The sequence below is a fragment of the Alloyangia mangrovi genome, assembly GCF_002300555.2.
Lineage (GTDB): Bacteria > Pseudomonadota > Alphaproteobacteria > Rhodobacterales > Rhodobacteraceae > Salipiger > Salipiger mangrovi.
Genome location: NZ_NTHN02000002.1, coordinates 68,610 through 88,223 on the forward strand (window position 1 = coordinate 68,610; position 19,614 = coordinate 88,223).

Below are 19,614 nucleotides of genomic sequence, written 5' to 3' on the forward strand. Positions count from 1 at the left end.
GAACGAGAATGGACCTGACGAACCTTGACCTCCGCGCCGTCGTTTCCGAGGGCGCAGAATTCGAACTGAAGCATCCTGGCACGGGTGAGGGGCTTGGCGGTTTCCTGACCGTGCAGGGCTACGACTCCGAGGCCGTCGCGGATGCCGAGCGCGAGCTGCGCCGGCGCGCAATGCGCTCGAAGGACAAAGAGTCGGCGACCGCGCTGCTGGAGCGGATGCGCGTCGCCCGCGCCCAAGCGGCGCTCATCGGCATGCGTGGTGGTTCCGGCGAGACCGAGACAGTTGAGAAGGTGCGCGCGCTCATTGAGAAGCCCGGCTGGGTCTGGGTGGTCGAGCAGATTGAGGCCTTCGCGGGGGACCGGGGCAGTTTTTTTCGCGAGTGCCGGGACGAACTGACCTTCTGGGCCAAGTGCCTCGGCTACCTCCATGGAAAGCCTCAGGGGTGGGAGGAGAACCGGATGCAGAAGAACGGAAGTCGGTTGCCGGAAATGCCAGGCGCCGCTTCCCTTTATCTGGAACTCTTCACCCGGGTCGGCCCCGCGCAAGCCACCGGCATGGGAATGGCGCGGGTGCCGTATACCGAGATCGCGACGGCGGCCCCCTGGGCGTCAGAGGGCGAACGGCACCTCATCCGGGAAATGTCGGCTGCATACCTTGAAGGAATCAGCCTCGGGGAAGACCCGTTCGGTATCCACCCGATGGCCCAAGACGGCGCCTGACATCAGCTGCCGTGCCGCAACTTCGCGGCAGCGATGCGCTTGTCCAGCTCATCAGGATCGGGCGTTGCCACAGTGCGAGCCTCTGTAGATGCAAGCGGCGGCTGCGGTTGAGCGGCGGGCGCTGGCGTCGGTACCGGCGTCAGCAGCGTGACCACCCTGTCGAGCCCCGCGATCAGGGAGCCGGCGATAAAGCCCTGCACTGCGTAGGTGAACGCGAATAGTTCTCCTTCAGCCACGGCCAACACGGCGCAGACGGCGGCCGCGAGAAACGCGATCGCATAGGAAATCTTCAGTAGAAGCATGTGAACTCCGAGGTCCAAATGGTTGATATTGCACGTCTCGGCATTTCCGCCGACAGCCGCGGCGTCGTCAAGGCCACTACCGACCTCGACCGTCTCGGGGACAAGGCCGCCGACACCGAGAAAAGGGTGGTGTCGGCCGGTCGAAGCATGACCACGTCCATGGACGGGGTGAAAGACAGCGCCGTCGCGGCTGGCGACGGATTCAGCACCGCCGCTGCTCCGATGCGCCAGATGTTCCAGCAGGCTGGCGGCGGCCAGCACGTTATGCGGCAGATGTCGTTCCAGTTGAACCAGATGGCTCAGTCCGGCGCGGCCAACGGCATGTGGATGCAGGCGGTTATGGTGCAGATCCCGGACATGCTCGGGCTGTTTGGTAGCCTGCCGCTCGTCCTCGCCGGTGGCGCCGCGGCGCTTGCGGGCTCCTTCCTGCCTGCGCTGATCGGCGCTGGCGATGAGGCGAAGGAATTCACCGACAACCTGGATGAACTCCGAGACGCGCTGAATTCATACGTAGGCGCCGCCGACCTCGCCATGATGTCGACCGACGAACTGCGCGATCGTTACGGGGCCGCGGCAGATGGCATGCGGTCCACGCTCGATGTTCTCGAGCAGATTTCCCGCACGCAGGCGCAGAGGAAGATTGACGCGATCAACCAGTCCATCGCCGACATGATGGGGGCCGACTGGGGTGGCGGCGGTGACCTTCGCGGGGGCATTGCGGACTTCTTCGACGTCGACATCATGCTTGCGTTCACTGATGCACAGCGGGACGCTCGCGCAGAGGCCCGCCAGCTCACAGGCGAGTTCCTGAACCAGCAAGCGGCCTTGGACAGCGCTGCGGGCGACCTCGACGCGCAGATCGCGGTCATGCAGAACATGGTCCAGACCGCGCAGACGCTGGCCGACCTCAGCGGGGACCGATCGGACGAGGAGCTGGCGCTGATCCAGCACCTCGCCGAGACGCTGCAGCTCATGCAGGAGCAGCGCGGGAAGGTGCAGGAAGTCGTCGACAGCACCTACACACTGTCCGATGCGGCCTTCGATGTGGTGGACGCGGTCAAGCAGATCGATTTCTCGAACGCGATTGGCCAAGCAGAAACCTTCGCGGGAATCCTGCGCGAGGCGGCGGGCAACGCCTGGCGCATGGCACAGGCCAAAGCCAGCATCGAGAGCGGTCAGTTCGAACTCGGGATGGGCGCCGCGGCATACGGCGGCGCGCAGTCTTCGATGCGCTCGGCCACCGAAGAGTTCCTCAGCGAGGGCACTGTTCTGCCCGATCCGCCGAAGAAGCGCACCGGCCGGTCGGGCACGAGCGCCGCCGACAAGGCAAAGCGCGAGGCACAACAAGCCGCCGACGCCTTCGAGCGCCTGAAGCGCAGCCTCGACCCGCTGGCCGCGATCAACGGCGAGTATGCGGACAACCAGAAGATCCTCAACGACGCGCTGGCGGCAGGCAAGATCACCGCGGTCGACTTCGCTGTCGGCATGGCAATGGTGGACGAGGCGCACCAGAAGGCGATGGACGACCTCGAAGGCAGCACCGATCGCCTTCAGAACCTGCAGGACGGCGTGGCGGGCTTCACCGACGCGCTCTTCGACAACAGCACCTCGATCTCGGACTGGGCTGCGAACGCGCTCATCGAGTTTGCCAAGGTGCAAGCGCAACTCGCCCTCCTGAAGGCCTTCGGCATTTCGACCGACGGCGTTGACGCGAGCAGCACTTTCATCGGCTCAATCATCGACGGCTTCCGGGCCGGCGGCGGGCCGGTCAGCGCCAACCGGGCGTATGTCGTCGGCGAGAAGGGGCCCGAGCTGATGGTCCCGCAGACGTCGGGGGTTGTCGTTCCCAACCATCAGCTGGGCGGGCAGGGCGCACAGCCGCAGTTCACCAGCGGTGAGCTGTTCCTATCCGACAACGGCTCAATCATGGGCCGCGTACGCTACGAGCAGGCTCAGGGCCTCGCGGCGGCTGGTGCCGCGCAGAGAAGGCAGTTCGGCAGCACAGCGAACACATTCCGCGAGCGAGGCACGACCGGATGACACGACCCCTTGTGACAGTGCCACTCGACCTGCTCGAGACTTCTTCGATCGACTGGGACATCGACTGGCGCGGGCAGCCGGGCACAGAGAGCACCGCGGACACGACCCAGGTCGTCTTCAACCGCTTCCCGCGCTGGGTCGGCTCCCTTTCCCTCACCCACACTCGGGAGCTCATCGGCCGATGGCGGGCGCTGCGCTGGTCGGCTCAGGGCAGGGCGGGGATCTACCAGCTTCCGATGATCGATCCCGGCGTCTTCAACCCGCTCAAGATGCTCACCGATCAGCAGGCCGCGCTCGGCAACCAGCTCACATTGCCGAACAGTGCCGAAGCCTACATCGGCCCGGTCGCGGTTGCGGCAGAGGCCGCGGCGGCAGGTGCTTCGCAGATCCGCATCAGTATTCCGGTCATGGGGCTGGCGCCCGTGGTGGGACAGATCATCAGCGCCGACGACTGGCCCATGGGCATCACCAGCGTGACGCCCGAAGGGATGGATACCTACCTGCTCGGGATTCAGATGCCCTTGCGAGCGGCCATCGCCTCCGGGGACACCATTCGCTTGGTCGGCACGGGGCGCTTTGAGGTAATCGACGACATGGCAGGGCGTGCTGGCTACGGTCAGCACTTGGTCAGCACCCCAAGCATCGAGTTCCGCGAGGTCCTGACCAGATGAGATTCTTCCCGGAGAGCTTCAACCCGCGCGACCCTGTCGTGTGGGGTCTCGACCTCGTGGCGCTCGACACGCCCGACGGGATCGCGCGCTTCATGATCGGCACCGATGGTGTCTTCACCGATAGCCTCGGGCGGCCCTGGTACGGCTCGCAACTGCTGACCCTCTCGGGGATGGAAAGCGCGATCAACGGCGTGGCGCCGGCGGGCAAGGTCGGCATGGCCTTCCTACAGGACCCGGACGGACCGAACGTGATCGAGAGCCTGAAGGAATATGGCGCGGCCTATCTCGACGGGCGGCCCATAGACTTCTTTGTCCAGCCGCTGGCCGGGCCGCACGAGTTCTCGGCTCCGAGGTTGGCGCCGCGGCAGTGGGCCCGCCGGACCATGCGCACCATGGGCAAGACGCTCACCGGGCCGCTGCAGCGTGAAATCTGGGTCGGCTTCGAGGCCTACAGCGAAAAGCGCCGTACCGCGCGCCGCATCGCGATGAATACCGAGGGGCATGCCGAGCTGATCGGCGAGAGCAACCCCTCGCTCGAGTTCCTTCCCACCAGCGAGTTCAAGGGGACCGTCTGGAATGACTGACATCATCCCCGCCGAGGTTCACGTGCCTGCCATCATGCAGGAGATGAACCGTTGGTCCCTGCGCGAGTTCCAGTGGGGCGAAATGGACTGCTGCACAACCGTTGCGGACTGGGTGTGGCGCCTGAAGGGCGCCGACCCGATGGCGCACCTGCGCGGGATGTACGACGATCCCGCGAGCTGCCAGCGGCTGACCAAGATCGTGACCGCGCCCGTGGTGGCCTTCGAGCGCTGCTTCGAGACCATTGGAGGCCTGCCGCGCGTCGGGGCGCCACGCCGCGGCGATATCGCCGTCTGCGAGCGCTACGGCGAGCGGTTTCCCATCGGGGCCATCTGGCTTGGCCGGCAGTGGATCAGCAAGGGCAAGGACTGTGTGACCTATCTCGATCCGCGGATTGTCCGGCCTTATGCAATCTGGGGGGTCGGCTATGCGGAATAATCTGCACAGCTCGACCGCGCTCACCCTGCCGCAGCCGGTCCATGCGCCTCAGGCCGTGGGGTTCGTCCTCGGCGCGTTCGGGGCCAGCGCGGCCACGGCTGCCGCTGTCGGTGGTGCTGCCGCAGGCGCCGCTGCCACGGCAGGGGCGACCTTTGCGGCCTCGGCCATTGGCGGAGTCGTCATCAATGCAACGGTGGGCATCGGCCTTTCGGTTCTTGCGCAGGCTCTGTCTCCCGCGCCGACCGTTGCGAAGCCCTCCGTCCAGATGCGCAACCCTGCACAGCCGGTGACCTATGCGCAGTTCGCGCTCGGCAAGGTGCGCAACGGCGGCTTCCTCGGTTTCACCGAGAAGTCGGGCAAGTACCGCTACAACATTTGCGTGATCGCTGCGCATCCGATCAACGGCATCGTCACGCACTACATCGACGAGCGCCCGGTCACCGAGATCAACGTCGGGGATGATAACAGCATCAGCCAGCCGGATGTCGGCGGCAAGGGCAAGCTCTGGCCCTTCCTCGGTTCGCCCGCCCAGCTCCTGCACCCGGACGTCTACGCGAACTTCCCGCAGCTAACCGCGGCGCACGACTTCAAGGGGCTCTCGGGCTGCGTCGTGCGCGGCAAGGCGCCGGGCAACCCGGAGCACCTGACCGAGTATTACCCAGGCGAGATCATCTGGGCCTATGCGCCGGTCTTCGAGGGCTACACCGGGATCTACGATCCGCGCACCGACAGTACCGGCTACACCAACAACGCCGCGCTGATCCTCGCCTGGTGGCTCACCGAGGTGCAGGGCATCGAGGTGGACTGGGATGACGTGGCGATCGAGGCGGACGTCTGCGACGAGGACGTCCTGCAGCGCGACGGCGTGACCACGCAAAAGCGTTGGACGATCAACACGGTGATCTCCGACGATCAGGACTTCGAGACGCAGCGCGCGCAGCTCTGCGCCGCGTGTGATGCCTTCCTCTACGAGCGACCGGACGGCAAGGCGGGCTTCTACGTGGGCCGCTACATCGCGCCGGATGTGACGCTGACCGACACCGACTTCTGGAGCCTGAGCCCGAGCGAGGGGCAGACCGGCAGCAGCGCACCGACCGAGATCGCGCCGGAGTACACCGAGCCCGACAACCACTACCGGGAGTTCCCGGGCGGGGCCTACGTCTTCTCCGAGGCTTCGCGACGGGTGCGTGAGACGCCTCAACTCTTCGCGATCGACAACCACAACCAGGCGCAGCGCGTGGCGAAGCGCATCGGCCTCATGAAGCGAGCCCGCTGGAAGCTCGAGGGTACTATCGGGATGATCGGCTACGAGCTGATCGGCAAGCGCTTCGTGAAGATCGAGCACGCCGAGGCCGGGATCGACGCCGTCTTCGAGATCGGCAAGCTGGCCCGCACCAGCATCGGCACCTTCGACATCACCGCGCAAACGGTCGAGGCCTCCGACTTCGACTTCGATGCGGTGACCGAGGAGCCGGATCGGCCCGAGATCACGGAAGTCACCGGCCTAGACGATGGTGTCGATGACGTGACCGGCGTTACGGCAGTCAGCAGCGCGCAGGGGCAAATCACCGTTAGCTGGGATGCGCAGGACGAAATCTATCAGCAGCGCGCCCGGCTGACCGACATCAACGGCGACGAGATCGTCCTGACGCAGACGCAGGACGATACCGCGCTGGTCTTCACCGGCCTGGTGCCGGGGGCCGACTATGTCGTCGAGGTCCGCAACCAGAGCGCCACGCGCAACGGCACGTGGATCGCGGCGACGCCCGATATCGTCACCGCCTCGGGTACCGCGCCCGGCGTGCTTACCGTCGACACCGCCACCGCCGACGTCGGCGAGGTGAACTTCACCGGCACCGCCGGCACCAACACGGCCGGCGTCATCATCTACCGCGCCACCGCCGATGACTTCGCTCTGGCGTCGTACATCTCCGGCGTGATCCCGGTTGGGTCGTTCGCCGACTTCGACGTCACGGCCACTTCGGCCACCGGCGCCGCCTACTTCTGGGCCGTGCCGATCACCGGCTCGGGCGTCGAAGGCGTGCCGGTCGGCTCCTACTCCCTCACCGTCACCTAAGAGGCACTCATGGCATTTCTCCGCACGACCGTGACGGGCAGGATTTATCTGCCCGATGGCTCCGTGATGCCCGATGGCGCGAACATCATCTTCACCTTGCGATCCTGGGATAAGGACGCGGACTTGGATGCGGTCGCGCTCCCTGGGCCCATCGTGGCAACTGTCGAGGATGGCGCGATCTCGGTGCAGCTGATCCGCACTGCCTCGACCGACCTGCAGGTCACGTATGATGTCGGGTACCTCTATCGCAATCCATGGACCCAATTGCCCGTGCCGGGGCGTCTCGGTGTCATTGCGATCAGCGGTGCGGGGCCGGTCGACCTCGACGACATTCTTGCATTGCCTGCGCCCGTGCCGAACGTGCCGGATGCTCTGGCGCAGGCAGTCGCCGCGGCTGCGGATGCCATGGCTGCTGCACAATCGGCGAACGCCGCCGCGCTCATGGCCCTGGTCGGGACCGGAACTGGCTTCGACAGCGTGCAGCAAGTGCAGGACAGCACAATCGGTTATGGCGAAAACAGCCTCACGCACAACGGCGAGACGGTGACGGTCAACGTCGCGGCGGGCGACCGCTGGGCGATTAAGGAGGGCGGAGCCTACGTCGTGCTGGATGCCGCGGCGACCTCATGGGTGCGGCAAACCGATGGCGGTGTGAAGTTGGGCCCTCCAGCAGGGCCGGCGACCATTACCAGTCCGCTGCGTCCGCAATGGTTCACCGGGTACACCTCTCTTGAGACAGGGGACTGCACGGCTGCGATTCAGGCCGCGATCCAATATGCTCAGGACCAGAACCGAACGCTGCTCCTTGATGAGAGCGTGACGGTCGAGTTTCTCGACCTTCTTCCGGGGACGCGTCTCGACATGGGTGGGCGGCGCTATAATCCGGAAAGCGGTGACGGATCGCCGTTGCGTGCCAAATCTTCCATCGCGGACGATGGCGGCGATCTGTACCTCCTCCGCCTGTGGAATAAGACTGACGCATCGTGGATCAAGCGAGGCGTCCAGCTCTACAACATCGACATCTTCGGCAACCGCGGGAATCAGACCGAAGCGATTGGTGGCCTGATCCTTGACCACACGGGCTGGACGAACCCGACACGACCGGCGCCGGTCCATCATGTCGAGAATTTTCATGGTCGCGGGATCGCGGGTGTTGGCATCAAGCTCGGGCAGTTCATCAACGACAGCCGCCTCTCTCATGGTCGCCTGTACCAGATCAGCAAGAACGGCCTCGAGTACGGCAGCGCTGATTGTGAGATCACCGACTACAACATCGGCAACACCTACGGTCACGCTTTCTATATCTCCGGATCGGAGCTCCGAATTTCGGACTGCAAGGGCTGGGGCGCTGGGGCCTATAACACCACGGACCCCGAGACCGATGAGAGCATCAACCCCACCGAAAGCGACAACTTCCACTTCTTCAAGGCCAGCGGCGTCTACGGCGTCAACCTCATGTCCCAGGAAGCAGCGCGGCGCGGGTTCACCTTCACTGGCTCCGGCACCTATTGCTCGGATATTGCACTTCTGAATGCCGACAGCGACGGCGACAACCGCGTTGGCGGGGCAACCACGCCGGCCTTCGAGATCGCGCAGGGTACCCGGATCAAGGTACGGGGCCACGTCGGGAAGCGGAACGCTGGTTTCACGAATGGTCCTGCCCGCGGTGCGCGGGTCACCTCTGGCAGCGTCGAATGCGACATCGAGATCACCACCGACGCAGAGCTCACCTCGACCGCGCTGGCCCCGACCTCAGAGGGCGGGAGCAATACCATCGTCGTGAACCGCAACGACAAGCGCCGGTATGATGCGGATGTGGTTTCCACCTACAAGCCTGACCCGCAGGTGGCACTTCACCACCGCATCCAGATGGAAGATAGCGCGCTCACCGTCAACAACCCGGACACTAAGATCGACGGCTGGGAACTGACCCTCGATTTCCGCCAGGCATCGACCAGCGGCGCGGCGCGCACCATCACCTTCGGCAGCGACTTCATTGTCCCGGCGACCTGGGTGCAGACCACATTGGCCACCGGGCGCGACCTCATCACGTTCCGCTCGGACGGAACCTCGTGGTTCCCGATCAACGTGCTGAACGACTACTGATTGAAATCGCTGCCCGGCGAAGTTTCGATCCTTGGCTGGGAGGCGACCACGACACGACAACTTGCGCCCGCTTCAGCGGGCTTTTCTTGGGGGTAGCATGCCGCAAGTGAAATTCGACAGCACGGTGAGCGCCGGCAATCTCCTCTCGATCCTCTCGATGGTGGTCGGCCTGACTGCGGGTTACGTCACCCTGCGCAATTCGCAGGAAGCACAGGCGCTGGCGATCGAGCGCCTGGAGAACGAAGGCCGCGCCCGCGAGGCGCGGCTGCGGGCGGCGGAGATGACGCAGGCCGGGCAGGCGTCCGACCTTCGCAGCATCTCCGCCACGCTGCAGAAGATCGACGGGAAGCTCGACAGGCTCTCGCTCGACCGCTGATCCAGTCCAACAACCTGAACCAGGAGCCCCGCCATCGTGCGGGGTCTTTGCGCATGGGAGAATGCGATGCGAGACGAAATCCGTGCCCTGCAGATGGCGCTCAATGAGCTCGGCTTCGATGCTGGGCCCGAAGACGGGATCCTCGGCGACCGCACGCGCGGGGCATCGGGTGACTTCCTTGCCAGCCGGGATGTGCCCTCCACCATTGCGCCGCCGCGCTTCACCGGCGCTGCGAAGCCGCTCGAGGATATCGACCTGCCCAAAATCGGCGCGCAGATCGGGGTGGGTGAGGACGAGCTGCATGCGGTGATGGATGTCGAGGCGAAGGGCTCGGGCTTCGACAGCCTCGGTCGGGTCGCGATGCTCTTCGAGCCGCATGTCTTCTACCGCGAGCTGGGGCCCGGTGCCGCGCGCGACAAGGCCGTGGGGCAGGGGCTCGCCTACAAGAACTGGCGTTCCGGCGGCTATCCCTCCGACAGCTACCCGCGCCTCCTGGCTGCGATCCAGATCGACGAGGAGGCCGCTCTGCGCTCGGCGAGCTGGGGGCTGGGCCAGATGATGGGCTTCAACGCGCAGATGGTCGGGTTCAACACTGCCCGCGCCATGGTCGAAGCCTTTGCTGACGACGAGGAGGCGCAGCTTCAGGCCATGGTCGATTACATCGTCGCGGCCGGTCTCGATGACGAGCTGCGGCGCCACGACTGGTCCGGGTTCGCTCGGGGCTATAACGGGCCGAGCTACGCGACTCACGGCTACCACACGAAGCTGCGCAGCGCCTTCCTCCGCTGGGACAAGATTGCGGACACCCCCTATCCGGAGGCGGCGTGATGGCGCGGCTTGGTCGTAAGCTCCGCTCGCTGCAGGACGGCATGGTCGCCTTCATGTGCCCCGGCTGCAGGATGATGCACCAGGTCGGAGTGGGGGAAGGCCCCGGCCCGCGGTGGGGCTACAACGGCAACCCGGACGCGCCGACCTTCTCGCCGTCGATCAAGGTCAAGGGAACCGAGCGGCTCGCTGATCAGCAGCACGCTGCCATCATGCGCGGCGAACCGTTCGAGTCGAAGCCGCTGCTCTGTCACAGCTTCGTGCGCGAGGGACGCATCCAGTTCCTGAACGACTGCAGCCATGCGCTGGCGGGGCAGACGGTCGATCTTCCTGCCCTCGATCTGCCCTGATGCACATCCCCTTCATTCCGATCACCGACTGGCGCCTCGCGCTGGTCCTCTCTGCGGCTGCGTGCCGCCTACCGAAAGGACAAGACCATGAAAGCTCTGAGCAACGTCTACGTCAGGCTCGCCCTCTACATCCTCTCTCCGCTGCTGACGGCGCTGGTTGCCGCGTTCCCCGGCTGGGGCATCGGCTATACGGACGGGGTGCTGACCATTGATCTCGCCACGCTAGTCGGGGCGATCGTCGTTGCGGTCGGCCTTTCCGGCAGCGTCTTCGCGAAATGGGGCGTGAAATAGCGCCTCGATGAGATCGAGCATATCGCCTGATGCGCGCCGGGCGCTTCCCGGTAGCGGCCTTCGGGCTGCAAAGCACAGCAGGAACTCTGTTGAGCTGTCATTGTTGGAACTCCCTGGCCTTCGGGCCGGGGCATTTTCTTTCAAGAGCCTCCCATCTTCTCCTCATGCCGCAGTGCGGGAAGAACAGTGATGCCAGGCCAGACGCTTGATGATGATCGTGAGGTACTGAATGACTTGTGGCAGCTCTTGCTTTCAAGTGTGGGTCGAAAAGCACGCTAGGCGTGAGAAAATTTGTGGTCTGCTATGCGTCGGTAGAAGCTCCTTCTTGCGATCAGTAATCAAAGGGAAGTTTGGCTCAATCTCTGGGTCTCGGCGAATATTTGGGAGAGCTTTTATGGTTTCAGCTAGGTGCGCTGCATTTCTTCTTGGGATTTTTGCTTCTGGTTCGTCAGCATTGGCGGAGACGCGGGCTACCGTGATTGAGGTTCCTGATGCACCGATCGAACTAAAAAACGTTTTCGGCAGAGTATACTCGCGGCGGTCAGTATTCTCGTGAGGGAATAGAGTACAATTTGACCATTGAGAGTAGCGCAGACTCTGACATCGTCGCATATTCGGTGGGTTTCGTGGCTTTCGATGTGTTCAACGACTCGATGGGTCGCGGGCTAAATGGTGTTTCCGTTGAAGAATTGAGCCCTGGAGAATTCTCGAGAGCTTCGTGGACCCATAACGTGCTCAGTCCGTTTCTTTTTGAGAAGTGGGGGTCGGCATACGCATACCCAAGTGCCGTTAGATTCCGGGATGGTGAGGTTTGGAAGATCGACCAGAGCATCATTGTAGACAGAATGAGAGAAATTGAATCTAAATTCTCTCTGGAGGATCTTGGATCAGGTGAGTAAGTCTCCGCGCTCTTCGATATAAGGTAACATTCGGATGAGGTCCGGCCATAGCGCCGGGCTTCTTCGTTCCTTGATCCCACTTTGTTCTCTCCCTATCTCCGCCCCATGTGGACGCGCAGACGAACGATGATCGCGGGCCGGGATGACGGCGAGAGCGACTGGGAGGTGCTCAGGGACGGGCACCAGGTCGGGCACATCTTCGCGAACTTGCTTCTAATCTTCCGAGGGCCCCAGAGTTGGTTTGCTTATGCGCCCTCGCAACGCCAGCGCAATGCGGAGAGCTTGGGAGGAGTGCTGGTTGCAGCGGGACAGCGCGCGGTTATTTCCAATGGAGCGCGGTGAAATATTAGATATAATTAGGATATGAGTTCGCCTAAAATTTGAATTACTCGCAGGAAAAGAGCTAAAGCAAGGATCGCTAGCATCCAATTTGGCATGAGACGAGACATGTCTTGAAGAACGTGAGCGCGTTTTCTGAGCATCTGAGATTTTTCTCTCGTCGTTTCGTCCTTTTCGAGGTGGTCAGCCTTTATCTCCGAGAGACGGGAGATTCCTAAATGCGTGGTGGCCCAAATCGCTGGCAGCATCACCAGAAGAGTAATTAAGGCATCCCATTTGCTCATACTCTCTTAGAGACCTTCAGCTCGAGTTTGAAGCCTAATGCTGCAGCCAGCGCATAAAGGCGCCAAAGCGTTGGCCCGGACGGGGACTTTCCGTTCGCTGTGCGGGACAATGCTCCATGATCATAACCGAAACGAGCATCAATCTCGCGGCCACTCAGACCACTCTCACGCAACATCGAAGCAAGAGCGTGCGCGCCGGCGACGCGGGCAACATCTTTCCCGATCCCATCGAACAACACTTTGCGTTCGTGTGCTGGCAATGCCTTGAGAATGTCGTTGAACACTTGTCCGCCACCAGAACGTACCTGCGCCTCTGGTCTCGTACCGCCGACGGGTTCGACCAAGAACCTCTTGTCGACGTCCAAGATGATTACATCTTTATCTTTATCTGCATCACTCATCTGAACCCCTAGTCTTTGATGTGAGAGTTTTTAAGTGTTGCCTTGAGAGACAACATAAAGCGCTGTTGCTGCGCAAGTCAACGCACATTATCTTGTGTTGCGGGCGATCTCGATCGCGATACGTGCGACCTCAGCATCACGATGCGCCTCAAGCAGACCAGATACATGCGCCTCGTCGCCGATCTTGAAAATCAGCAGGCGCGGGGAAGGCCTCAAAGTAAAGAGGATAGCGCAATGCAGACTGCTTAGGCGGGGATCATAGCGCGAAAAATAGCCATCTTCGTCCTCATCTGACAGGGCATCAATACTAGCGAACGGTATGCAGTCACCGGTCGCGCGATCTTGGTCGATGTCCCCTAAGAATGCACCAAATCCAAGTGGTGGAAATCCTGGTTTGTAGTGATCTAGTGAGAGGAGGTACCTAAGTGCAAGGCAATTTCCATTTGGACATGCTTCTCCAATATATATGAGGCTCGCGTATATTCGAAGAAAGGATTTATTAATTCTTGCCTTTCTTTCAGGTCCATACTCTTCAATCCCTGGGGGTCCCTGAATGAAGCCTTGGGTGAAGTAGACATTTAATCTCGGCATAAATTTCCCCTAAATGTTCAAATTATCTGTGAAGTTAGGGTTTAAATGGTACGGCTCTTCTTTGAGGGGCAGAATCTGTATAAGTTTTAAATTTCCACGCAGGTGAAGTCTTGGTGCGGCATATATTTAATAGGTCGCCTTGCGAGGTGACGTGGGATCATATTTGAAAGTTCCGAGCTATTCAAGGAATTAACCGCACCCGGTAACTTTTGGCAAGTGCTCGGTGCTCGCCGCGCAGCTGATCGCGGATTGTCGCCCTAGGTCACACCTTCCTTTTTCGCTATAAGTGTCTCCAAGGCAGATTCGTTCCTGTTACGTCGCAGTGAGTGAATAAGTTCTAAGCACCTGTAGTTGAATATTTTTATTCCATCTCGCAGTTCCCGTCATGAAGAGGCTACAGTGTAAGGGGTAAGCGGCACATCGATTAGCTCGACCGGTGAATTGGCTCGCGCGAAGTTTGACTTCCATAGAGGAAATTCACCTATCGTTCCGGCTCACTAAACCTGCTTGAGCTGGAGTTTGTTCGATAGGTGGCGAAAAGATCATTTAAGAAGAGCAGCTTGGGATTAGCATCGATAGCTTTGCCACGCCCTGCTTTATTCACTTGAAAGCGATTCCCGATTTCCGGTTCCAGCGGCATGCGGGTGCGTGGCCAAGTGTCATAGGGATTCTTTTCCTTGAGCCTGTATTGTTCTCGGTCTCTCAGGGGCTCATGTGGACGCTGGAGAGAACGGTAATTGCGGGGATGATGCTCATCGACGACGTGAGGGTCTACGGGGATTGGAAGCCGGTTGGCCGTGTCTGCATCACGCAAATCAGCGACCTGGTGTTAACTGGATGTGGATCGTCTAGATCGGACCTGTCGCCCAGCGGTGTGCGAAGAGTCTCGAGGATGCGCTTGAGGAGGTAAGGCGTCGGCCAGCGTAAACACGTGTGCCAATACTGTGCCAATACGCGAGCCCTGAAGGGTCTCAAATGAGGTCAAAAGGCGTTCAAACCGGGAACAAATGCCTGACATTGTCTCCAAAAGAGCCCTCCGAAGGCAGAGGCCACAGGTTCGAATCCTGTCGGGTGCGCCATTTTCCCTTAGATTTCCGAGCCTCCGCCAAGCTCAGAATGCGGAAGGTTGCATAGGCGCTTCGGCAGGCTGGTTCCGGCGTTGGTTTAAGCCCTGCACAGCGTCGACCAACATGCGCAACTTATGCGGACCAGGTCTGCTGTCCACCCTGGTCAGCGGCTCGCCCAGCACCACGCCACCCGGAAGTCTCTTGAAGGAACCCAGAGATCGGGCTCAGCTGCGCAGGCGCCAGCCGGTGCGGAAGATCCACCAGATCACCGCAAGGCAGAGCCCTGTGAAGCCGGCGATGGCCAGAAGGCTCAGCCCTACCGGCACGTCGGCCATTCCGAAGAAGGCCCAGCGGAAGCCCGATATCAGGTAGACCACCGGGTTGAAGAGGGTGATCGTCTGCCAGACCGGCGGCAGCATGGAGATCGAGTAGAAACTGCCGCCAAGGAAAATCAGCGGCGTGACCACCAGCAGCGGAACCAGCTGCAACTGCTCGAAATTTCCGGCCCAGATGCCGAGGATGAACCCCAGCAGCGAGAAGCTGATGCAGGTCAGCAGCAGGAAGGCCACCATGGCGAAGGGATGCGCCACGTGCAGCTCGACGAAAAGCGTCGCCGTGAGGAGGATCACCGTGCCGATGAACAGCGCCTTGGTTGCCGCCGCGCCGACGTAGCCGATGACGATCTCGAGGAAGTTCACCGGCGCCGAGAGCAGCTCGTAGATGGTGCCGATGAACTTCGGGAAGTAGATGGCAAAGCTGGCGTTGGCGATGGCCTGCGAGATCACCGAGAGCATCACCAGCCCCGGCACGATGAAGGCACCGTAGCTGACCCCCTCGACCTCGTCGATGCGCGAGCCGATGGCGGCGCCGAAGACCACGAAATAGAGCGAGGTCGAGATCACCGGCGACAGGAAGCTTTGCATGAGCGTGCGGAAGAAGCGGCTCATCTCGTAGCGGTAGATGGCCCAGATTGCCCGGGGGTTCATGCTGCGTCCTCCGAGCCGTGCACCATGCTGACGAAGATCTCCTCGAGCGAGCTCTGCCGGGTCGAGACGTCGCGCACGGCGATGCCCTCGGCTGCGAGATCGGCCATAAGCCGGGCGATGCCGCTGCGCTCGGCGGTGCTGTCGTAGCTGTGCACCAGCATGTGTCCGTCCTCTTCCAGTTCGAGCCCGCGGCCCTGAAGCACGGCGGGCAGGGCGCTCAGGGGTGCATCGAGCGAGATGCGCAACTCCTTGCGGCCGAGCCGGGTCATCAGGCTCTGCTTCTCCTCGACCAGCAGGATGCGGCCGTGGTTGATCACCCCGATGCGGTCGGCGATGGCCTCGGCTTCCTCGATGTAGTGAGTGGTCAGGATGATCGTCGTGCCGCGCGCCTTGAGGTCAGCCACGATCTCCCACATGTCGCGGCGCAGCTCTACGTCGACCCCGGCGGTGGGCTCGTCGAGGAAGAGCACCCGCGGCTCGTGCGACAGCGCCTTCGCGATCAGCACGCGGCGCTTCATCCCGCCCGACAGCTCCCGGATCGGCGTGTTGCGCTTGTCCCAGAGAGAGAGCCGCCGCAGCACGTCCTCGATCAGCGCGTCATCGCGCTTGAGCCCGAAGAGCCCGCGCGAGAAGCGTACGGTGTTGAGCACCTTCTCGAAGGGCTCGAGGTTGATCTCCTGCGGCACCAGCCCGACGAGGCGTCGGCTCTCGCGGTAGCCGGTAATCACGTCGTGCCCGCCGACGCGGATGTCCCCGCCCGAGGGGGTCACCAGCCCGCAGATGATCGAGATCAGCGTCGTCTTGCCCGCGCCGTTGGGGCCAAGGAGCGCGAGGATCTCGCCCTCCTCGATGGCCAGGTCGACGCCCTTCAGGGCCTCGAAACCGCCGTCGTACTTCTTTGTGACCTGCGCCACTTCGACCATGGGCATGGGATGACCTCCGCGTCCTGTGAGCGCCAACCTAGGCCCGCCGGGGCAAAGCGCAACGTGCGATCCCGCAGGGAAGACTGTGCGGCGCTCCCTTGCTGCCAGTTTCCGGCAGGAGGAGAGCTGCGGCCTCCTCGAAAGGAGGTTGAGCGCGCGCGTTTGGATATGGCGCTTGCCTGCGGGCCGGGCTAGAGCCGGGGCATGACACTCGCCGCAGCGCCCACCCATCTTCACCGTCCCGGCCTCGGAATCGCGCTGATCTGCGCGGGGGTAGCGGGGATTTCAATCAACGACATGCTGATCAAGTTGCTCTCGGGCGGCTATCCGCTGCACCAGATTGTCGCGACACGCGCGGCGGTCGGCCTGTGCATCATTCTCGTCATGCTCAAGCTCGAGGGCGGATGGAAGCTCCTGCGCAGCGACACGCCGCTGCTGCACCTGGCGCGCGGGGTGCTGGTGGTGCTGGCCAACATGAGCTTCTACGCCTCGGTGGCGATCATCCCGCTGGGGCAGGCGACAGCGCTCTTCTTCGTGGCACCGCTCTTCATCACCCTCCTTTCGGTGCCGATCCTCGGCGAGAAGGTGGGGCCATGGCGGCTCGGCGCGGTGTTTGTCGGCTTCCTCGGAGTGGTGGTCATGCAGCAGCCCTGGGCGGAGGCGCCGGAGGGGGCCGAGGCCTCGAGGCTGGTGCTTTTGCTGCCGGTGATCTCGGCGCTGCTCTACGCGCTTCTGCAGGTGCTCACGCGCAAGCTTGGCGTCACCACCCGGGCCTCGGCGCTGGCGGTGCACTTGCAGGTGATGTTCCTTGTGGTCTCGGCCGGCTTCTACCTCGTGGCGGGCGACGGGCGCTACATGGACTCCTTCGAGAGCGAGGCCGCCCGATTCCTGCTGCGCCCCTGGGTGCTTCCGAGCCCAGGCGACGCGCTGGTCTTCCTGGCCCTGGGCTGCATCTCGGGCTGCGTCGGCTACGCGATGAGCGCCTCCTACCGGATGTCCGATGCGGCAGTGATCGCGCCCTTCGAATATGTCGGGCTGCCCCTGGCAATTTTCTGGGGCTGGCTGATGTTCGGGGAATGGCCGATCCCCGCTACCTGGATCGGCTGCGCGCTGATCGTCGGGGCGGGGCTGGTGGTCTTCCTGCGCGAACGGTCGCGGGCAGCGCCGCAGCCGGGACGGCGGCGCGGGAGCACCGCCGTCAGGCGCTGATCAGGCGGTGACCGTACTGCGCACGGTGTCGATCATCAGCTGAACGTTCTCGGGATCGGCGTCGGGCGTGATGCCGTGGCCGAGGTTGAAGATATGCGGCCCCTTCGAGAAGGCCTTCACCACCCGCTGCGTCTCGCGCACCAGCGCGTCGCCGCCGGTCACCATGTGCGAGGACGCCAGGTTGCCCTGCACACAGCCGCCGGTCTGCACGTGCTCGGCGGCCCATTCCGGCGTCACGCTGTCATCGACCGCGACGCAGTCTGCGCCGGTGGCCGCGTGGAAACCGATGTAGCCCTCACCCGCCTGACGCGGGAAGGCGATGACCGGTAGGCCGGGGAAGCGGGTCTTCATCTCCTGGGTAATGATGCGGGCGGGCTCCAGCGCGTACTTGCGGAAATCGTCACCCTCGAGCGAGCCGGCCCAGCTGTCGAAGAGCTTGACCACCTCGGCCCCAGCTTCGACCTGCTTGGTCAGATACTCGATGGTGCCCTGCGTCAGCACGTCGAGGATGCCCTCGAAGAGCTTGCGGTTCTCGGCCTTCAGCGCGTGTGCCGGGCCCTGATCCTTGGTGCCGCGCCCGGCGATCATGTAGGTCGCCACGGTCCAGGGCGCGCCGGCGAAACCGATCAACGTGGTTTCGGACGGCAGCTCGCGCGAAAGGATCTTCACCGTCTCGTAGACCGGGTTCAGCGTGTCGTGGATCGCCGCAACCGGCTTCAGCGCGGCCAGATCCGCGTCGGTCTGGATGGTCGAGAGGCGCGGCCCCTCGCCGGTGACGAACCACAGGTCGAGTCCCAGAGCCTGCGGCAGCAGCAGGATGTCGGCAAAGAGGATCGCCGCGTCGAAGCCGTAGCGGCGGATCGGCTGCAGCGTCACCTCGGCGGCGAGCTCGGGGTTGTAGCACAGCGACAGGAAGTCCCCGGCCTTTTCGCGCGTGGCGCGGTACTCGGGAAGGTAGCGCCCGGCCTGGCGCATCATCCAGATCGGCGGGGTGGGCAGGGTCTCGCCGGCCAGCGCGCGCAGGATCGTCTTGGTCATGGGAACCCCCGTCTTTCTCTTGGGTCTTGCAGGTCAATCTCTTGGCGGCGGCAATATGTCAAAACGGCCCCCATTGCCACAGCTTCTCCCGCGACATAAAGCTCTGGCCATGACACGCGAATTGCCCTCTCCCGACCAACCCCTGAAGATCGGCACCCGCGGCTCGCCGCTGGCGCTGGCCCAGGCGCATGAGACCCGCGACCGGCTGGCCGCGCATTTCGACCTTCCCGCCGAGGCCTTCGAGGTGGTTGTGATCAAGACCACCGGCGACGACCGCGCGATGATCGCAGCGGACCGGCCGCTGAAGGAAATCGGCAACAAGGGGCTCTTCACCAAGGAGATCGAGGAGCAGCTGCTGTCGGGCGGCATCGACATCGCCGTGCACTCGATGAAGGACATGCCGACCGAGCAGCCCGAGGGATTGATCCTCGACTGCTACCTGCCGCGCGAGGACGTGCGCGACTGCTTCATCTCGCCGTCGCATTCCGCCATCGCCGAGCTGCCCGAAGGCACGGTGGTCGGCACCTCCTCGCTGCGCCGCCGGGCGCAGCTGCTGCACCGCCGCCCCGATCTGCAGGTCGTCGAGTTCCGCGGCAACGTGCAGACACGGCTGAAGAAGCTCGAGGACGGCGTCGCTGCCTGCAGCTTCCTCGCCATGGCGGGTCTCAACCGGATGAACATGGCCGGAGAGCACATGACGGCCATTGATCCCGAGGACATGCTGCCCGCCGTGGCGCAGGGGGCGATCGGCATCGAGCGCCGTACGGATGATGCGCGCGTCGCCGAGATGCTGAATGCCATCCACGACCGCCCGACGCAGTTCCGGCTGGATGCCGAGCGGTCCTTCCTGCGCACCCTCGACGGCAGCTGCGAGACGCCCATCGCCGGGCTGGCGCTGCTCGAGGGCGACGCGCTCTGGCTGCGCGGCGAGATCCTGCGCCCCGACGGGAGCGAGGCGCTCTCGGGCGAGCGTCGCGGTCCGGTCACCGAGGGCGCGCGGATGGGCGCCGATCTGGCGCGCGAACTGCTGGACCGGGCAGGCGACGGATTTTTCGACTGGAAGAAGAGCTGACAGGTTCAGCCGGGGCGCGGGCCGGAGA

20 protein-coding genes are annotated in these 19,614 nt (G+C 63.2%); 13 read left to right on the forward strand and 7 right to left on the reverse strand.

The features are described from left to right. Positions 1 to 8: 8 nt before the first annotated feature. Positions 9 to 719 (forward strand): hypothetical protein, encoded by a 711-nt coding sequence (locus tag CLG85_RS01700; RefSeq protein WP_260348326.1) that lies wholly within the window; start codon positions 9 to 11, stop codon positions 717 to 719. Positions 720 to 721: 2 nt separating this feature from the next. Here CLG85_RS01700 and CLG85_RS01705 read toward each other — a convergent pair whose 3' ends face one another. Beyond that, entirely contained in the window at positions 722 to 1,021 is a 300-nt protein-coding gene (locus tag CLG85_RS01705; RefSeq protein ID WP_095880493.1) for a hypothetical protein, read from the reverse strand. Positions 1,022 to 1,039: 18 nt separating this feature from the next. Between CLG85_RS01705 and CLG85_RS01710 the strand changes: the two genes are divergently transcribed. The 10 genes from CLG85_RS01710 to CLG85_RS01755 all read left to right on the forward strand — a co-directional run bounded on the left by CLG85_RS01710 (position 1,040) and on the right by CLG85_RS01755 (position 10,777). After that, entirely contained in the window at positions 1,040 to 3,061 is a 2,022-nt protein-coding gene (locus CLG85_RS01710) for a hypothetical protein (RefSeq protein WP_141244401.1), read from the forward strand. Continuing rightward, the gene (locus tag CLG85_RS01715) at positions 3,058 to 3,732 is read left to right on the forward strand and encodes a hypothetical protein (protein WP_141244400.1); all 675 of its coding nucleotides are present in this window, start codon (positions 3,058 to 3,060) and stop codon (positions 3,730 to 3,732) included. Before CLG85_RS01710 ends, CLG85_RS01715 begins: the two co-directional genes overlap by 4 nt. Then, positions 3,729 to 4,316: a hypothetical protein gene (locus CLG85_RS01720; protein WP_095880490.1), complete on the forward strand. Its 588-nt coding sequence runs from the start codon at positions 3,729 to 3,731 to the stop codon at positions 4,314 to 4,316. The genes CLG85_RS01715 and CLG85_RS01720 overlap by 4 nt, the downstream gene beginning before the upstream one ends. Then, positions 4,309 to 4,752, forward strand: coding sequence for a DUF6950 family protein (locus CLG85_RS01725; RefSeq protein WP_095880489.1), 444 nt, complete (start codon positions 4,309 to 4,311; stop codon positions 4,750 to 4,752). Before CLG85_RS01720 ends, CLG85_RS01725 begins: the two co-directional genes overlap by 8 nt. After that, positions 4,742 to 6,829, forward strand: a complete 2,088-nt coding sequence (locus CLG85_RS01730) for a phage tail protein (protein WP_095880488.1) — start codon at positions 4,742 to 4,744, stop codon at positions 6,827 to 6,829. The genes CLG85_RS01725 and CLG85_RS01730 overlap by 11 nt, the downstream gene beginning before the upstream one ends. Positions 6,830 to 6,838: 9 nt before the next feature. Beyond that, positions 6,839 to 8,935: a hypothetical protein gene (locus CLG85_RS01735; RefSeq protein WP_095880487.1), complete on the forward strand. Its 2,097-nt coding sequence runs from the start codon at positions 6,839 to 6,841 to the stop codon at positions 8,933 to 8,935. 97 nt (positions 8,936 to 9,032) lie between these two features. Further along, positions 9,033 to 9,311 (forward strand): hypothetical protein, encoded by a 279-nt coding sequence (locus CLG85_RS01740; protein ID WP_095880486.1) that lies wholly within the window; start codon positions 9,033 to 9,035, stop codon positions 9,309 to 9,311. A 66-nt stretch (positions 9,312 to 9,377) separates the two neighbouring features. Further along, positions 9,378 to 10,139: an N-acetylmuramidase domain-containing protein gene (locus CLG85_RS01745; protein ID WP_235865277.1), complete on the forward strand. Its 762-nt coding sequence runs from the start codon at positions 9,378 to 9,380 to the stop codon at positions 10,137 to 10,139. Continuing rightward, on the forward strand, positions 10,139 to 10,486 hold the full coding sequence (locus CLG85_RS01750) for a ubiquitination-like system serine protease family protein (protein ID WP_095880485.1): 348 nt from the start codon (positions 10,139 to 10,141) through the stop codon (positions 10,484 to 10,486). The genes CLG85_RS01745 and CLG85_RS01750 overlap by 1 nt, the downstream gene beginning before the upstream one ends. An 87-nt stretch (positions 10,487 to 10,573) precedes the next feature. Next, positions 10,574 to 10,777, forward strand: a complete 204-nt coding sequence (locus tag CLG85_RS01755; RefSeq protein ID WP_095880484.1) for a hypothetical protein — start codon at positions 10,574 to 10,576, stop codon at positions 10,775 to 10,777. 1,255 nt (positions 10,778 to 12,032) lie between these two features. Here the strand turns inward: CLG85_RS01755 and CLG85_RS01760 are convergent. From CLG85_RS01760 to CLG85_RS01780, 5 genes are all read right to left on the reverse strand, one after another. Continuing rightward, positions 12,033 to 12,299 (reverse strand): hypothetical protein, encoded by a 267-nt coding sequence (locus tag CLG85_RS01760; protein ID WP_141244398.1) that lies wholly within the window; start codon positions 12,297 to 12,299, stop codon positions 12,033 to 12,035. After that, the gene (locus CLG85_RS01765; RefSeq protein WP_141244397.1) at positions 12,296 to 12,700 is read right to left on the reverse strand and encodes a helix-turn-helix domain-containing protein; all 405 of its coding nucleotides are present in this window, start codon (positions 12,698 to 12,700) and stop codon (positions 12,296 to 12,298) included. The genes CLG85_RS01760 and CLG85_RS01765 overlap by 4 nt, the downstream gene beginning before the upstream one ends. 87 nt (positions 12,701 to 12,787) lie before the next feature. After that, complete coding sequence (locus CLG85_RS01770) at positions 12,788 to 13,291, reverse strand: hypothetical protein (protein ID WP_141244396.1); 504 nt, start codon at positions 13,289 to 13,291, stop codon at positions 12,788 to 12,790. 1,291 nt (positions 13,292 to 14,582) lie between these two features. Next, positions 14,583 to 15,344, reverse strand: a complete 762-nt coding sequence (locus tag CLG85_RS01775) for an ABC transporter permease (protein ID WP_095880480.1) — start codon at positions 15,342 to 15,344, stop codon at positions 14,583 to 14,585. Then, positions 15,341 to 16,273, reverse strand: coding sequence for an ABC transporter ATP-binding protein (locus CLG85_RS01780; RefSeq protein ID WP_095880479.1), 933 nt, complete (start codon positions 16,271 to 16,273; stop codon positions 15,341 to 15,343). Before CLG85_RS01780 ends, CLG85_RS01775 begins: the two co-directional genes overlap by 4 nt. A gap of 198 nt (positions 16,274 to 16,471) precedes the next feature. Here CLG85_RS01780 and CLG85_RS01785 point away from each other — a divergent pair, with 198 nt between their 5' ends. After that, the gene (locus CLG85_RS01785; protein WP_095880478.1) at positions 16,472 to 17,476 is read left to right on the forward strand and encodes a DMT family transporter; all 1,005 of its coding nucleotides are present in this window, start codon (positions 16,472 to 16,474) and stop codon (positions 17,474 to 17,476) included. Here CLG85_RS01785 and hemE read toward each other — a convergent pair whose 3' ends face one another. Beyond that, the gene (gene hemE / locus CLG85_RS01790) at positions 17,477 to 18,514 is read right to left on the reverse strand and encodes a uroporphyrinogen decarboxylase (RefSeq protein ID WP_095880477.1); all 1,038 of its coding nucleotides are present in this window, start codon (positions 18,512 to 18,514) and stop codon (positions 17,477 to 17,479) included. 109 nt (positions 18,515 to 18,623) lie between these two features. Here hemE and hemC point away from each other — a divergent pair, with 109 nt between their 5' ends. Beyond that, entirely contained in the window at positions 18,624 to 19,586 is a 963-nt protein-coding gene (gene hemC / locus CLG85_RS01795) for a hydroxymethylbilane synthase (protein ID WP_095880476.1), read from the forward strand. Positions 19,587 to 19,614: the final 28 nt, after the last annotated feature.

Bases quoted from the DNA above. Each gene is read 5' to 3' on its own strand.
- CLG85_RS01700 (WP_260348326.1), top strand. From the start codon at position 9: ATGGACCTGACGAACCTTGACCTCCGCGCCGTCGTTTCCGAGGGCGCA.
- CLG85_RS01705 (WP_095880493.1), bottom strand. From the start codon at position 1,021: ATGCTTCTACTGAAGATTTCCTATGCGATCGCGTTTCTCGCGGCCGCC.
- CLG85_RS01710 (WP_141244401.1), top strand. From the start codon at position 1,040: ATGGTTGATATTGCACGTCTCGGCATTTCCGCCGACAGCCGCGGCGTC.
- CLG85_RS01715 (WP_141244400.1), top strand. From the start codon at position 3,058: ATGACACGACCCCTTGTGACAGTGCCACTCGACCTGCTCGAGACTTCT.
- CLG85_RS01720 (WP_095880490.1), top strand. From the start codon at position 3,729: ATGAGATTCTTCCCGGAGAGCTTCAACCCGCGCGACCCTGTCGTGTGG.
- CLG85_RS01725 (WP_095880489.1), top strand. From the start codon at position 4,309: ATGACTGACATCATCCCCGCCGAGGTTCACGTGCCTGCCATCATGCAG.
- CLG85_RS01730 (WP_095880488.1), top strand. From the start codon at position 4,742: ATGCGGAATAATCTGCACAGCTCGACCGCGCTCACCCTGCCGCAGCCG.
- CLG85_RS01735 (WP_095880487.1), top strand. From the start codon at position 6,839: ATGGCATTTCTCCGCACGACCGTGACGGGCAGGATTTATCTGCCCGAT.
- CLG85_RS01740 (WP_095880486.1), top strand. From the start codon at position 9,033: ATGCCGCAAGTGAAATTCGACAGCACGGTGAGCGCCGGCAATCTCCTC.
- CLG85_RS01745 (WP_235865277.1), top strand. From the start codon at position 9,378: ATGCGAGACGAAATCCGTGCCCTGCAGATGGCGCTCAATGAGCTCGGC.
- CLG85_RS01750 (WP_095880485.1), top strand. From the start codon at position 10,139: ATGGCGCGGCTTGGTCGTAAGCTCCGCTCGCTGCAGGACGGCATGGTC.
- CLG85_RS01755 (WP_095880484.1), top strand. From the start codon at position 10,574: ATGAAAGCTCTGAGCAACGTCTACGTCAGGCTCGCCCTCTACATCCTC.
- CLG85_RS01760 (WP_141244398.1), bottom strand. From the start codon at position 12,299: ATGAGCAAATGGGATGCCTTAATTACTCTTCTGGTGATGCTGCCAGCG.
- CLG85_RS01765 (WP_141244397.1), bottom strand. From the start codon at position 12,700: ATGAGTGATGCAGATAAAGATAAAGATGTAATCATCTTGGACGTCGAC.
- CLG85_RS01770 (WP_141244396.1), bottom strand. From the start codon at position 13,291: ATGCCGAGATTAAATGTCTACTTCACCCAAGGCTTCATTCAGGGACCC.
- CLG85_RS01775 (WP_095880480.1), bottom strand. From the start codon at position 15,344: ATGAACCCCCGGGCAATCTGGGCCATCTACCGCTACGAGATGAGCCGC.
- CLG85_RS01780 (WP_095880479.1), bottom strand. From the start codon at position 16,273: ATGCCCATGGTCGAAGTGGCGCAGGTCACAAAGAAGTACGACGGCGGT.
- CLG85_RS01785 (WP_095880478.1), top strand. From the start codon at position 16,472: ATGACACTCGCCGCAGCGCCCACCCATCTTCACCGTCCCGGCCTCGGA.
- hemE (WP_095880477.1), bottom strand. From the start codon at position 18,514: ATGACCAAGACGATCCTGCGCGCGCTGGCCGGCGAGACCCTGCCCACC.
- hemC (WP_095880476.1), top strand. From the start codon at position 18,624: ATGACACGCGAATTGCCCTCTCCCGACCAACCCCTGAAGATCGGCACC.